At 65.8% G+C, this 13,455-nt stretch carries 16 protein-coding genes; 4 read left to right on the forward strand and 12 right to left on the reverse strand.

Annotated features, from left to right (window positions below; translation table 11 throughout):
* Nucleotides 1–47: 47 nt before the first annotated feature.
* From dtd to ABMC89_RS00230, 10 genes are all read right to left on the reverse strand, one after another.
* A complete protein-coding gene (gene dtd, locus ABMC89_RS00185) occupies nucleotides 48–491 on the reverse strand; it encodes a D-aminoacyl-tRNA deacylase (RefSeq protein WP_349563981.1) in 444 nt (147 codons plus the stop codon).
* Nucleotides 488–1,162, reverse strand: coding sequence for a nitroreductase (locus ABMC89_RS00190; protein ID WP_349563983.1), 675 nt, complete (start codon nucleotides 1,160–1,162; stop codon nucleotides 488–490). The genes dtd and ABMC89_RS00190 overlap by 4 nt, the downstream gene beginning before the upstream one ends.
* Nucleotides 1,163–1,166: 4 nt before the next feature.
* Nucleotides 1,167–2,261 (reverse strand): TFIIB-type zinc ribbon-containing protein, encoded by a 1,095-nt coding sequence (locus ABMC89_RS00195; protein ID WP_349563985.1) that lies wholly within the window; start codon nucleotides 2,259–2,261, stop codon nucleotides 1,167–1,169.
* 74 nt (nucleotides 2,262–2,335) lie between these two features.
* Complete coding sequence (locus ABMC89_RS00200; RefSeq protein WP_349563987.1) at nucleotides 2,336–2,887, reverse strand: cytochrome B; 552 nt, start codon at nucleotides 2,885–2,887, stop codon at nucleotides 2,336–2,338.
* Nucleotides 2,888–3,024: 137 nt separating this feature from the next.
* Nucleotides 3,025–4,128, reverse strand: coding sequence for an SPFH domain-containing protein (locus ABMC89_RS00205; protein ID WP_349563989.1), 1,104 nt, complete (start codon nucleotides 4,126–4,128; stop codon nucleotides 3,025–3,027).
* Between the two features lie 69 nt (nucleotides 4,129–4,197).
* Complete coding sequence (locus ABMC89_RS00210) at nucleotides 4,198–5,160, reverse strand: DUF2927 domain-containing protein (protein WP_349563991.1); 963 nt, start codon at nucleotides 5,158–5,160, stop codon at nucleotides 4,198–4,200.
* Nucleotides 5,161–5,162: 2 nt separating this feature from the next.
* The gene (locus ABMC89_RS00215) at nucleotides 5,163–6,359 is read right to left on the reverse strand and encodes a toxic anion resistance protein (RefSeq protein WP_349563993.1); all 1,197 of its coding nucleotides are present in this window, start codon (nucleotides 6,357–6,359) and stop codon (nucleotides 5,163–5,165) included.
* An 18-nt stretch (nucleotides 6,360–6,377) separates the two neighbouring features.
* Nucleotides 6,378–7,274 (reverse strand): 5-bromo-4-chloroindolyl phosphate hydrolysis family protein, encoded by an 897-nt coding sequence (locus tag ABMC89_RS00220; RefSeq protein ID WP_349563995.1) that lies wholly within the window; start codon nucleotides 7,272–7,274, stop codon nucleotides 6,378–6,380.
* Nucleotides 7,275–7,278: 4 nt separating this feature from the next.
* A complete protein-coding gene (locus tag ABMC89_RS00225; protein WP_349563997.1) occupies nucleotides 7,279–7,500 on the reverse strand; it encodes a hypothetical protein in 222 nt (73 codons plus the stop codon).
* A gap of 100 nt (nucleotides 7,501–7,600) precedes the next feature.
* The gene (locus ABMC89_RS00230; RefSeq protein ID WP_349563999.1) at nucleotides 7,601–8,614 is read right to left on the reverse strand and encodes a pseudouridine synthase; all 1,014 of its coding nucleotides are present in this window, start codon (nucleotides 8,612–8,614) and stop codon (nucleotides 7,601–7,603) included.
* 62 nt (nucleotides 8,615–8,676) lie between these two features.
* Here ABMC89_RS00230 and ABMC89_RS00235 point away from each other — a divergent pair, with 62 nt between their 5' ends.
* Nucleotides 8,677–9,138 carry a nucleoside deaminase gene (locus ABMC89_RS00235; protein ID WP_349564001.1) on the forward strand — a complete coding sequence of 154 codons (462 nt, stop codon included), beginning with the start codon at nucleotides 8,677–8,679 and terminating at the stop codon, nucleotides 9,136–9,138.
* On the opposite strand, the gene ABMC89_RS00240 is transcribed toward ABMC89_RS00235, so the two are convergent.
* Together ABMC89_RS00240 and ABMC89_RS00245 are read right to left on the reverse strand one after the other, a co-directional pair.
* Nucleotides 9,135–9,860 carry an NAD(P)-dependent oxidoreductase gene (locus tag ABMC89_RS00240; RefSeq protein ID WP_349564003.1) on the reverse strand — a complete coding sequence of 242 codons (726 nt, stop codon included), beginning with the start codon at nucleotides 9,858–9,860 and terminating at the stop codon, nucleotides 9,135–9,137. The genes ABMC89_RS00235 and ABMC89_RS00240 overlap by 4 nt on opposite strands.
* A gap of 57 nt (nucleotides 9,861–9,917) precedes the next feature.
* Entirely contained in the window at nucleotides 9,918–10,616 is a 699-nt protein-coding gene (locus tag ABMC89_RS00245) for a metal-dependent hydrolase (RefSeq protein ID WP_349564005.1), read from the reverse strand.
* A gap of 241 nt (nucleotides 10,617–10,857) precedes the next feature.
* On the opposite strand from ABMC89_RS00245, the gene gatC reads away from it, so the two are divergent.
* The 3 genes from gatC to ABMC89_RS00260 are packed head-to-tail and all read left to right on the forward strand — an operon-like array spanning nucleotide 10,858 to nucleotide 13,447.
* Nucleotides 10,858–11,145, forward strand: coding sequence for an Asp-tRNA(Asn)/Glu-tRNA(Gln) amidotransferase subunit GatC (gene gatC, locus ABMC89_RS00250; RefSeq protein ID WP_349564007.1), 288 nt, complete (start codon nucleotides 10,858–10,860; stop codon nucleotides 11,143–11,145).
* Nucleotides 11,146–11,181: 36 nt separating this feature from the next.
* The gene (gene gatA, locus ABMC89_RS00255) at nucleotides 11,182–12,672 is read left to right on the forward strand and encodes an Asp-tRNA(Asn)/Glu-tRNA(Gln) amidotransferase subunit GatA (RefSeq protein WP_349564009.1); all 1,491 of its coding nucleotides are present in this window, start codon (nucleotides 11,182–11,184) and stop codon (nucleotides 12,670–12,672) included.
* Nucleotides 12,673–12,709: 37 nt separating this feature from the next.
* Nucleotides 12,710–13,447: a hypothetical protein gene (locus tag ABMC89_RS00260; RefSeq protein ID WP_349564011.1), complete on the forward strand. Its 738-nt coding sequence runs from the start codon at nucleotides 12,710–12,712 to the stop codon at nucleotides 13,445–13,447.
* The last annotated feature ends 8 nt before the right edge of the window (nucleotides 13,448–13,455 follow it).

Raw genomic sequence — 13,455 nt, forward strand, 5'->3', positions numbered from 1 at the left:
GCGCGCTCTCCTGCGCGGACGCGCAGATCGCCCGCCCGCCGACCCGATCAGCTTTCGGTGTCGAGCCAGAGTGTCACCGGCCCGTCATTGACCAGCGCAACCGCCATATCCGCACCGAAGCGCCCGGTTTCCACAGGCACCGACAGATCCCGCAGGGCCTGCGCGAAATGTTCGTAGAGGGTATGCGCCTGTTCGGGCGCTGCGGCCTGTGAAAAACCGGGCCGGTTGCCGCGCGAGGTGTCGGCGGCCAGTGTGAACTGGCTGACCACCAGCGCCGCGCCGCCGGTTTGCACAAGCGACAGGTTCATTTTTCCGTCCGCATCGCTGAAGAGGCGCAGTTTCGAAATCTTGAGGGCCAGCGCCTCTGCGGTGGCTGCGTCGTCTTCGGGCATCGCGCAGACAAGGATCAGCATCCCCGGACCGATCTGTCCGATGACGGTTCCGTCGACGGTGACCGACGCCTCGCTCACCCGTTGCAAAAGCGCTCTCATGTGTCGATCCAGTCGATGATATCCGATGTATCCGCCCGCGCGGTACGAAAGCCGTTCGCGGGGTGGTCTTCGTCCGCAAACCCCAGCGAAATCGCGCAGAGGATCAGCCGGTCCTCCCCGATGTCCGCAGCCTCGCGCAGCAGTGGCGCGTAGGCCGCGATGGCCGCCTGCGGCACCGTCGCCACACCCAGCGCCGTCGCCGCAAGGGTGAAGGCGGTCACGAAGCCGCCGGTGTCCATCGCGCCGTAAGGGCCGAGTTCGGCGGGGGAATGGACGATCGCCACATGGGGCGCATCGAAGAAGCTGTAGTTGCGCAGCATCTGTTGCATCCGCCCCTGCCGGTCGGATTTCTCGATCCCCACGGCATCGTAAAGCTGGAAGCCGCAGGCGCGGCGGCGCTCGGCGTAGGCGCCGGTGTATTTCGTGGGCCAGTCGAGATCGGGCGCGGGCGCGGTGCCGTTGCTTGCCGCCTCCATCAGCGCCTGCCGCAGCCTTTCGGTCCCCGCGCCACGGGTCAGCGTCACCTGCCACGGCTGCGCGTTGCACCACGAGGGCACATGACGGGCGGCATCGACGATGCGCCTCAGCGTGTCGTCGGGGACCGGATCGGGCCGGAACGCGCGGCAGGAATACCGCTCCTTCAGGAGGTCTGAAAGCGTGTCGTATCGCATGGATTTATCCTTGTGTGGCCATGACCGCGCCAATGGCACCGGCCACGAGCAGACCCAGTACCACGGCCACGGCGATCTTGATAGCCGAGTAGGGCCGTTCGCCCTGCACCCGCCCCGTGGTGCCATTGACGACAAACCGGTAGCTTTTGCCCCGGTAGCGGTAGGCCGCCAGCCAGACCGGCAACAGGATGTGTTTGAACGTCATATGGCTCAGATCGACGTCCATGGCGTGGATGCGCTGCCGGTCGCCGCCGATGTCAAAGCGGATGTCACGGCGGATCATCGCATCCATATGCGCGCGCGCCTCGTCAAAACCTTCGTCGAGCGAGACGGTATAGCCCTCGGCGCGAAACCCCGCGAGGTATTCCGGCGCGTAGGGCTCCAGCGCTGTCAGGTCCCACGGTTGCAGCGCGTCGGTAAACCGCTTGGGCAGCGACCGCGACGCCAGAACCAGCACATCGTCGAAAAACCGGTAGACCCGGCCCGACGCAGGGCGCCAGCGCACCTTCGGCACCTGCACCTGCGTGCGCTTGCCGTCGCGCATCACGGTGCGTGTCTCGAAGTAGACGGTGCCGCGTTCGCCGGTATAGCGGGTGTCGGTCTGGGCATCGTAGGTCCAGTAGGGGACGTAGATGCCGCTCATCTTCCGGCCCTTGCGTGCGTAGGCTTTCAGCCCCGAGGGGGCGAACCACAGGCTGCCCAGCCAGTCCGACATCGCGTCACGCGCGACCTCTTCGGTCAGGGCGAAAGGCAGCACCGCGCGCGGTTTGATGTGCCGGTGGGTCCCTGTGTCGATCACGACGGGGGTCGCACAGAACGGGCATTCCGCAGCATGGGCGTCGGGATCGAATTCGACCTGTGCCGCGCAGTTGGGGCAGGTCGTCACCCGCGTCTCTTCCATTTCGGCGGCGTCGATGTTCTGGGCCAGTCCGCGCCGTAGGTCCAGTTCGGCAATCTTCGGGCGCGCCGTATCGCCCTGGCCGACGGGCTGCACATTGCCGCAGTGGTCGCACTGCAGCACGGCCTTGGCAGGATCGAAACGCAGGTCCGATCCGCACATGTCGCAGGGAAAGCGGTGTTCCTGTAGGGGGGCTGGCATGTCGGGCAAGGCGAGGCCTCTCGATCGGTCTGGGCCTCTACAATGGCGCTTGCGCGCACAGGGTCAAGGTGTGCTCAGAGAAACCGGTGCAGGACTTTCGGCGCCATGATCCTGAGCGCGTTGTCACGCAGCCTGATGTGCCGCCAGATGTGAAATGCGGCGTGAAATGCGATGACCACACCCAGAAGGTAGAACTGGTAGATATGCAGGGTGCCGATGATGTCGTTCGCCCGGTCCCACCCCATCGGCGGTGCGATCGGCAGCCACATGCCCGCGCGCAACTGCGTCGCCGAGGTCAGCCCCAGAAGGAACCCGCCCAACGCCACAAGGAACAGCCCCCAGATGATTGTCAGGTGCAACGGGCGATGGATCGCCCGCGCTATACCGCGCAGTTTCGGGCCGGGCCGCGAGGCCAGTCCACGGCGCATCAGGTCGGCGGTCCACAACAGGCACAGGGACACGAAAATCAGCGCGAGGTTGGAATGCAGCGCGAACCACCCGCGCCCCATCGGCACCACCACATCGGGCGTGACCAGAAGAAACCAGATGAACAGCGGGATCATCAGCCCGTGCATCCATTTCAGCGCCACACGACGTGGGGGCAGATATCTGGCCAAGCGTTTCATATGACCGATCACGTAGCGACGGGGGGCAGAGTTTCAATCGACCGCGATGCAGCGCGGCGTGTGCAAGCAAGGGCCGGTAGCGCGGGATCCGCGCAAGCCTCGCCCCTGCTGCCAGCCCGGAGGCCGCCCGCGCGGGGTTACGCCCCGGGCGGCGGCGGTGGCAGCACGGTAAAGAGCTGTGCCAGCTCGGCCACGTCCTCGGCCCGCAGCCAGCCGTCCTGGCCGGGCGTCCAGACATAGGTTTCACGGGTCAGCCCGCCCTCGGCGGCCATGCGGCCCATCCGGGCCTTGGAGAACGGGCCTTTCGTCTCGCCGCCTTCTGCGATGTGCCAGACGTGTTCGACCGGTGGCGGCGGGGGCGTTGCTGCCCGCGCGGCGGGGGCGGCACCCCATGGACCGGCGGCTGCGGCCTGCGCGCCCATCTGCATCCCCAGACCCGCGCCAAGACCGGTCTGGATCGCGGCCGATGCGGCACCGTCACGGCCAAGCACTTCGGCAGTCTGGAACTGGGTGTATTCGTGCAGATTGCCGATCACCCCCATGGATGTCCGCTTGTCCATCACCTCTTCGACAGCCGGTGGCAGCGAGATGTTCTCGATGTAAAGCTCGGGTAGGGCGAGGCCGTATTCGGCCAGCGTCGCCTCGATCTCGCGCCCGACAAGCTGGCCCAGTTCACGGGTGTTTGCAGCCATGTCCAGCACGGGGATCTGCGCCCGCGCGATGGTGCGCGAGAATTCCTGCACGATGATGTTGCGGATCTGGAAGCTGATCTCGTCCATGGTGAATTCGCCGTCCGTGCCCACGATCTCGCGCAGGAAAACCGCCGGGTCGGTCACGCGCACGCTGTAGGTGCCGAAGGCGCGCAGGCGCACGGGGCCGAATTCGGGATCGCGCACGATGACGGGATTTTTCGTGCCCCATTTGAGATTGCTGAACCGTGTGGTGGAGACGAAATAGACTTCGGATTTGAACGGGCTCTTGAAACCGTGATCCCAATGCTGAAGCGTCGTCAGGATCGGCATGTTGTTGGTTTCAAGCATGTAAAGACCGGGGGTGAAGACGTCCGCGAGCTGGCCTTCGTGCACGAACACCGCTGCCTGCCCCTCGCGCACCGTCAGCTTGGCGCCGTATTTGATCGCGTGACCGTGCCGTTCGAACCGCCAGACCAGCGTGTCGCGGGTATCGTCCGTCCAGTGAATGACGTCGATGAATTCACCTGAGAGAAAGTCGAAGATGCTCATGGGTGTGGTCCTTTGCAAGCGGTGCGGGCAGCCTAGTGCAGGCGCGCCGGCGGGATCAAGAAAATGCGCCTAGACGGGCCCTGCTTCGGTCAGCTCGGTCGCGATGGTCTGCACGATGGGGCGCGCTTCGGCGGCGCTCATCCCCGGCGACAGGCGCGGGTCGTAGAGCATCCGCAAGAGCAGCTCGTCGTGGCGGGTCAGAAGCGCGAACTCGTCGTCGTCGTTGAAGATCGAGGGCCGCGCTGTGGGGCTGTCATTGGCAAGGCCCATGCCCTGCGCCAGTTCCTCGTGAATGCACGACAGGCGCAGCAGATCGGGGTTTTCCGCGCGGATCACGGCCAAGGCGGCGGTATAGGTGTTCGCCCCCACACCGGCGGCATAGGCCGCAACAACACAGTAGGTATCGCGCCGCATGTTGGTCAACGGACCAAGGCTCGCGGAGGAGATCCCCGGCACCCGCGCCGCCGCTTCGGCCAACGCATCGGCGCGGTCGTCCTCGCCGGCGACGATGACGATGAAATTCGGGCGCGCGGCGATGGCCACGGGGTGGCCCGTTACCCGGTCAAGCCGGGCCGCGTAATTGCGGATCGCTGCCGTGTCGCTGCGCACTTGCGAGGGCGGCACACCGTCGCCAAAGATGATCTGCATCCGCACCGGACCGGCCCATCGGCGCAACGGGCTTGCACCGCCCCGACCGGCAAAGTTTCCGTCGTATTCGTTGAAAAAAGCGATCTGCTCGAAATTTCGGGCCAGCATCGTCGCGGTAAATGGCGTGTCTGACCCGCCGCCGTCGCGGCGCAGCAGGCCCTGTCCCATCTGGGCGCGCTGCACTTCGTTCAGATAGCTGCGCAGCGCGGCGCTTTCGGGGGATGTGGGGCGCGCGACCTCCACCGGCACCTCGGGCGCGGGCTTGTCAGGGCGCGCGACCGGTTTGAGGACCGGATCGGGCGGCATGAGGTCGGTGCAGCCGGACGCCAGTGCCGACAGGCACAGCGCGCCCAGTACATGTCTGATACGTGCCCCGCGTCCCATGATCAGCGCGGAACGCTGCCGCCAGCGTTCTCGCCGAGGCCGGTCTTGTGGGACTTGGCGGAGGCCAGCGTGTCGCGCAGCTTGGCTTCCATTTCCTTGAGGTCCTTTTCCGCCGCAGCGCGCTTGGCCTTGCCTTCGTCGGCGATTTGCAGGCTTTCCTCGATGGTGCCGATCAGATCGGCGTTGGCCTGTTTGACCGCTTCGATGTCGAAGACGCCGCGCTCCATCTCCTGACGGATCATCTTGTTGCTGTCGCGCAGGTTCTTCGCATTCGAGGTCAGCAATTCGTTGGTCAGATCGTTGGCTTCGCGCACGGCCGCCGCGGCCTCTGCCGACCGCTGGATCGTCACCGCCTGTGCCAGCTGGGTTTCCCACAGCGGTACGGTGTTGACGAGGGTCGAGTTGATCTTGGTCACGAGGCTCTTGTCGTTTTCCTGCACCAGCCGGATCGAGGGCAGCGACTGCATGGTGACTTGACGTGTCAGCTTCAGATCGTGGACACGGCGCTCTAGATCGTCGCGTGCGGCCCGCATGTCGCGCAATTCCTGCGCCTTCATCACCGCCTGCTCTTCCGGGGCGTCCTCGACCTCCTTGGCCTTGGCGGGGATCACAGTCGCGTCCAGCTCTTCGAGCTTGGCTTCGCCCGCGGCGATGTAGAGCGCCAGTTCGTCATAGAACTGAAGCGTCTTTTCGTAGAGCATGTCGAGCGACTTGATGTCCTTGAGCAGCGTATGCTCGTGGCTCAGCAGATCGTCGGTGATGCGGTCGATCTGGGCCTGAACCTTCTCGAACTGGGCGGTGAATTTGGCGAAGGGCGCGGCGCGGCCCAGCAGTTTTTCCCACCAGGACCGTTCGCGGCGCACGTCCAGTTCCGAGACCGAGAAACCGCGGATCGTGCTGACGATCCCGCGCAGGCTGTCGCCGGCGGGGCCTACGTCCTTGTTGCGCACGTCCGCCAGCATCGACTGGCTGATTTCCTGCAACTCGGCCTGCGCCGCCGAACCGAAGGAGATGATGGACTGCGTGTCGGCGATATCGATCTCTTCCATGCGCGCACGGATCTCGGCGCCCTCGGCGGGGCTTGCCTTTGACAGCGGCACCACGGCACCCGCCTCCTTGGGTTCGGGCAGCACGATCGCGTTGACTTCATCCACCATGGCCAAAGTCTGCGTGGCCTTTTCTCGTGTTTCGTTGGACATGGGCTGGTTTCCTGTTGATTAGCTGTCTGTGCTCCGCTCCAGACGAACGCCCTCGCGGGCAAGTCGTTCGCGCAGAACGTCGATTTCCACGGTCAGGTCGCTGCGGTCTTCCAGCAGCGACTTGGCATTGCGCGCGGCGAAATTCTGGTCGAGGTCGTCCAGAAGCGCAAGATAATCGGCCTTTGCCTGCGGGTCGCGGCTGCGGCTGTAGATGTCGGCGAACTTGGCCGTCGCATCGCGCGCGCCCTGCAGGTAGACGCCCAGATACTTGCGCGCGCCGGTCAGATCGCGTGGGTCTTCCTCGACCGTGCGGATCAGGTTGCGCGCGGTGCCGATGAACGCATCGAGCCGCTCTTCCGCCTGCCGGTCACGGGCACGCGCGATGGTCTCGCGCATGGTGGTCAGATGCAGTTCGGCCTCGTCGACGACGCGCGCCACGCGGTCCTGCTGGAAGGTGTCGACACCGTCCAGCCCCTTGTGGCGCAGCGGGTCGATGCCAAAGGCTGCCACATGCAGTGCTGCGGCGGCCAGCCCGTAGATCACCGGGCTGAGCGGCTCGAGGGTAATGGCATGGGCCGCCACACCCAAGGCGGCACCGATCCCCGCAAGGGCTGCGGCGAAAATCTTGCGCGGAATCGCGGGGCGGCGGGCCACCTTGCGCTCGGCAAAGGCTGCCTCGGCCCGCATCCCGTCGCGCAAAAGCCATGCGCCCAGGGCAAGCGCACCCGACCCGACAAGCCCGAGCCCGAGTGCCGTCGCACCGCCGGTCAGGGTGGTGGCCAGAAGAATGACAGGGGGAATGAACAGCAGGTTGGCCCGCGCGCCCACCGGATCGGTGCGCAGCGGTGCCGAAGGCGTGGCGCGCGGCACGCCGGGCCCACCGGGGCTGTATTTGCCGCCAAAACGTTGCGCCATCGGCTCAGAGCCCCCCGAGCCAACCGGCGGACACGCCCGTCAAAAGCACAAGCAATGCGACATAGGCGATCTTCTGCAACTGTGTCGGGGCCAAGATATTCTCCTCCGCGTTCTTTCGATGCGCGCGCCGGGCCGATGCCGTCGTCCGCGCCAAGAATGACCCGATAATCGCCGCAAAGGCAACGATCACGCCAACAAAGACCAAGATTAACAGCAATCTGCCCACGATACCCTCTTTCCCCTCTCTAGATAAGCAATCCCGAGGGGCTTACCAGTCTCCCCGGCGGGAATGCGCGGGCTGTTTTCCCCCGTTTATTGCGCCCCGATCAGGTCTTTCGGCTGCGCGGGGGCGACTTGGGGCGCCGCGCGCCCGCGGGTTTGCCGCCTGCCGGTTTTTCGCGCCGCCCGCCGGCGGGTTTGCTGCCTGTCGGCTTTTTCCCGGCGCCCCGGCGTTTGGAGGGCGCGTCGTCGTCATCGGTCTTGGGGCGGGGCAGTCCGGGCTGTCCGGGGCCGCCGTATTGTCCCTTGCGGGGCGGGCGGCGCTTGGGGGCGCGGCGCACTTCGGTCGGCGCGGCCGGAGGATCGCCCACAAGCGTATCGGCGGCAGGGCCAAGCTGATCGCGCAGAACCTTGCGGCGCACTTCCTCCACCGCCCCTTGCGCCATTTCACCCAGCTGGAAAGGGCCATAGCTGACGCGGATCAGGCGGTTCACCTTCAGCCCCACGACTTCCATCGCGCGGCGAATCTCGCGGTTGCGGCCCTCGCGCAGCCCGACCGTAAGCCACGCATTGGCCCCTTGCTGGCGGTCAATCGTCACTTCCATCGGCTGGAAGGGCTCGCCATCCGCGATCACCCCCTGACGGAGCGGCTCTAGGACCTCGTCGGTGGGCCGTCCGTTGACGCGCACGCGGTAGCGCCGCAGCCATCCCGTCGAGGGCAGTTCCAGATGCCGCTTGAGCGCACCGTCGTTGGTCAGCAGCAACAGGCCTTCGGAATTGAGGTCGAGCCGTCCGACGCTCATCGTGCGCGGCATGTCCTCGGGCAGCGCGTCGAAAATCGTCTCGCGGCCCTTTTCGTCCTTGGCTGTCGTCACCAGACCCGCAGGCTTGTGGAACAGCCACAGCCGCGCAGGATCGGCAGGGCCCACCGGCTTGCCGTCGACGCTGATGCGATCGCTCTCCGTGACGTTCAGCGCGGGGCTTTCGATGATCTTGCCGTTCACCGCGACGCGGCCATCGGCGATCATGCGCTCCGCATCGCGGCGGCTGGCGACACCGGCGCGGGCAAGCACCTTGGCAATACGGTCGCCGGGCGGCGGGGAAGGGGGTGTTTGTGACATGCGCGACCCATAGACTACTGCGCCCCCTTGCGAAAGAGCGTGGTTTGCCGCCATCAAGGGGGATGCGATTTTCCTCTCATATGGCGCGCGCGCTCGACGCCGCGCGCGATGCCGCCACCCGCGGCGAGGTGCCGGTGGGCGCGGTGGTGGTCTCGGCCACGGGCGAGGTTCTGGCCTGCGAAGGCAACCGTACCCGCGAGTTGGCCGATCCGACGGCCCACGCCGAAATGCTGGCAATCCGCGCGGCCTGTGCGGGATCGGGGCAGGAGCGTCTGGTCGGCGCGCATCTCTATGTCACGCTGGAGCCCTGCGCGATGTGCGCGGGCGCCATCGCCGCGGCCCGCATCGCACGCCTTTACTACGGCGCGGGCGACCCGAAATCGGGCGGCGTGGCGCAGGGCGCGCGCGTTTTTGCGCATCCGCAATGTCACCACGCGCCGGAGGTTTTCGATGGAATCGGTGAGACCGAGGCCGCAACGCTGCTGAAGGATTTCTTCGCGGCGCGGCGCGGGAAGGGCGATTAGCCCAGAAAAGCCTTCGCGACCGCTTCGGGGCTGCTGCATTCGGCGGCCTCGTGGCGGGCGATCGCGGGGGTACGGCGCAGCCAGTCTCCGCTTTCCGCGAGCGACACCATGAAGGCGGCCAGATCGGCATGTCGGGTGCGGATCATGCCTTCGGGGATCACATTGGCCTGCACGGTATAATCGTCGGTGCGCGCACCCTCCATCAGCCAGCCGGGGCGCACGGCGGTCCAATCGATGGTGTCGCGCGCCAGAAGGTTCGATTCCATCTGTGCCATCTGGTCGAAAATCCGGCTCAGCCCCGCCATCGCGGGCAGCTTGAACCACAGCGGACCGCGATTCTTCTCTTCGACAAAACTGGCCGAGATGACCACCAGCCGCCTGCATCCCACGCCGTCCATCGCATCGCAGATCGCTGAGGTGCCTTTGGTGTAGAGAGGCGGCGGATCGAGCAGCGTTTTCGCATCGTTGCCGACGCCGAGGCAGGAGATAACCGCATCCACCCCGCGCAGCTGCGGTGCCAGATCGTCCGACAGCACATCGGCGGCGCGATACTCCGCCCCGTGGCGCCGGTCCGCCGCGTCTGGCAGATCGCGCTCCAGCGCGCACACACGGTGCCCGCGCGCCAGTGCGATGTTGACGGCAGCGTCACCGGTGACGCCGCCCGCGCCGAATATGGCAAGGGTGAGCGGGGAGGGGGCGGGAGTATCTGCGGGATTTGTCATACCGGCCAACGCCGGCCCTGCGGCGATGTTCCCGCCCTGCGTCATTATGCCGACCGGCTAGAGCTTGATCGGGTGCATCACCTGCGGCTCGATCACTGTTGTGCCCGGCAGCACGCCCGACGACAGCTTTTCTGCCGATTGCTCCAGCGCGCCGAAGGTGCGGTAGTGGCAGGGGATCACGACGCGGAAATCGAAATACTTCCGTGCCGCGAAGGCCGCCATTTCCATATCCATGGTAAAGTGGCCGCCGGCAGAGAGGATGCCGATATCGGGTTTGTAGTATTCGCCGATCCACGCCATGTCTGCCATCAGGCCGGTATCGCCCGAAATGTAGATACAGCGGCCCTTGCCGCGCAGGATAAATCCGCTTTCGTTGCCCATGTACCGCTTCGCGCCCTCCACATCGATGCTCGACGAATGGCTGGCGGGGACCATGCTGACGCTCACGCTGTCGCCCAGCGAAATCGTCCCGCCCATGTTGAAGGCCTGGCCCTCGGTCGCGCCGAGCCCGTGAAGGTGCTGGGCAAGCTCGACCATGCCCGATACCGGCGCACCGGTGTCTTTCGACACCTCGACGATATCGGCGGTGTGGTCGAAATGCCCGTGGGTGACGAGGATATGGGTCGCTCCGGTGGTCGCGGCGGTGTGCTGCTCTTCGTCGAGCATGGGATTGCCGTTAAGCCACGGATCGACCAGCACGACCTGATCCTCGATCTCGATGCGGAAAGAGCCGTGGCCAAGCCAGATGATATTCATGTGCAGGATCTCCTGTGCGCTGTGTTTCTTAAGCTCGGGACAGGATAGACGAGTTGAGCCGCGTGGCGAGGGGGCGAGGGGTGTTTTTTGCGCTCTCTCGCGGATCGGGGGGCGGCGCTGGGCGCCCGTTTGCACGCCATGGTGGCGGTTTTCGCGGCGATGCGGCCGCTGGGGCGGCCTGCCGACTTGCGGGCCGCGTGGCATGGGGGTAGACGATCCAGAGCACTGAGAGGGGACGCCCATGTCGATTGATGAAACCACCGCAGCCCGCGTGGCGAAACTTGCCCGCATCAAGGTCGAGCCGGACGCGCTGCCCGCGCTCGCGCAGGAGTTCAACACGATCCTGGGCTTTATCGAACAGCTGGCCGAAGTGGATATCGAGGGCGTCGAGCCGATGACAGCGGTGACCCCGCAGCGCCTGACCAAGCGCACGGACGAAGTGACGGACGGCAACCAGCAGGACGCTGTGCTCAAGAATGCACCGGACGCGCGCGAGGGGTTCTTCGCGGTGCCCAAAGTGGTCGAGTGATCGGCGCGCGCGCCAAGCTTTACAGGACAGATTGACATGACGGAACTGAACAAACTGGGTCTGGCCGAGGCACGCGATGCGTTGCGCAGCGGCGACACCACGTCGCGCGAATTGACCGAAGCCTGCCTGAAGGCGATCGAGGGCGCGGGCGCGCTCAACGCCTTCGTGCACCACACGCCGGAAATCGCGATGGAGCGCGCGGTGCAGGCCGATGAGCGCCTGAAAGGCAGCGAAGAGGCCCCGGCCATGTGCGGGCTGCCCATCGGGATCAAGGATCTTTTCTGCACCAAGGGTGTCCCGAGCCAGGCGGCAAGCCGCATCCTCGAAGGGTTCCGCCCCGAATACGAATCCACCGTCAGCCAGAAACTCATGGACAGCGGTGCCGTGATGCTGGGCAAGCTCAACATGGACGAATTCGCCATGGGCTCGTCGAACGAGACATCGGTCTACGGCAACGCCGTGAATCCATGGCGTCGTGGCAACGAGGATACGGCACTCACACCCGGCGGCTCTTCGGGCGGCTCCGCATCCGCCGTGGCGGCGGATCTGTGCCTTGCGGCAACCGGCACCGATACGGGCGGCTCCATTCGCCAGCCCGCCGCCTTCACCGGCACTGTCGGGATCAAGCCGACCTACGGGCGCTGTTCGCGCTGGGGCGTGGTCGCCTTTGCCTCCTCGCTCGATCAGGCCGGACCGATGACCAAATCCGTCCGCGACGCCGCCATCATGCTCGAGGCGATGTGCGGGCACGACCCCAAGGACAGCACCAGCGCCGATCTGGCGGTCCCGGATTTCGAAGCGGCGCTCACCGGTGACATCCGCGGCAAGCGGATCGGCATCCCGCGCGAATACCGCATGGACGGCATGCCGGACGAGATCGAAAAGCTGTGGCAGGACGGCATCGCGATGATGAAGGACGCTGGCGCCGAGATCGTGGATATCTCGCTGCCGCACACGAAATACGCGCTGCCCGCCTACTATGTGATCGCCCCGGCCGAGGCCTCCTCGAACCTCGCGCGCTACGACGGCGTGCGCTACGGACGCCGCGCGCGCATCGATCAGGGCGACGGCATCACCGAGATGTACGAAAAAACCCGCGCCGAAGGTTTCGGCGCCGAGGTCCAGCGCCGCGTGATGGTGGGCACCTATGTGCTCTCCGCAGGGTTTTACGATGCCTATTACAACCGCGCCCGCAAGGTGCGCACGCTGATCAAGAAAGACTTCGACGATGTTTTCGCCGACGGGATCGACAGCATCCTGACACCGGCCACCCCCTCGGCGGCTTTCGCTCTGGGCGAGATGGTCGATGCGGACCCGATCCAGATGTATCTCAACGATGTGTTCACGGTGACGGTCAACCTTGCCGGGCTGCCCGGTATCGCGGTGCCCACGGGGCAGGATTCCAAGGGGCTGCCATTGGGTCTGCAACTGATCGGCCGCCCGTGGGAAGAGGCCGATCTGCTGTCTTCCGCCTATGCGCTGGAACGCGCGGCGGGGTTTGTGGCCAAGCCCGAGAAATGGTGGTAAAACCCCGCGATCGTGACATGAATTGCAGGCAGTATAGATGATGTATCGTTCTTTCGCGGGTTTGTGCGCTGTTGCCCTGTTGAGCGCCTGCCAACCGGCGCCACCCGATGACACCCGTTTTGGCGTGGGCTTTGACCAGACCTTTGATGCGCAGCGCGCGAACCGTGACGCGGCACTGGCCGGGACCGGTGTGCCGCCCGCGCCGGGCGTAAGCGCACAGCCCCTGCCGGCGCCCGGCTCCGCCGAGGCGACAGCGGCTGAAACCTCCGCCATTCTGGCGCGCACCGCCAATCAGGACGCATCCGCCCGCGCGGCGGCGCTGAACTCCGGCGTTCCACCGGTAGAGGCCGCCCCCGGAAACCCGCCCCCTGCTGTGGTCGACAGCAACACAGGCATCAGCCGCGAGAACAACTTCGACGCGGTGTCGAGCCAGCGCAGCATCGACGCCGATGCCGCGCGCGTCGCCGCGAACCGTGCGCAATATACGGTGATCCCGCCCACTGCCTTGCCCGAGCGGACCAGTGCAGGCCCCAATATCGTGGCCTACGCTCTGCAAACATCGCATCCGGTCGGCACGAAGCTCTACAGCCGGTTCAGCCTGAATGCGTCGGGCAAATACAATCGCAACTGCGGTCAGTACCGGCACCAGGACCAGGCGCAGATCGCCTTTCTCGAAGCGGGCGGGCCCGAGCGTGACCCCAAGGGGATGGACCCCGACGGCGACGGCTATGCCTGCACATGGGATCCGACGATCTACCGCAACGTGAACGGCTGATTTGATCG

The organism is Sulfitobacter sp. HNIBRBA3233 (assembly GCF_040149665.1).
Lineage (GTDB): Bacteria > Pseudomonadota > Alphaproteobacteria > Rhodobacterales > Rhodobacteraceae > Sulfitobacter > Sulfitobacter marinivivus.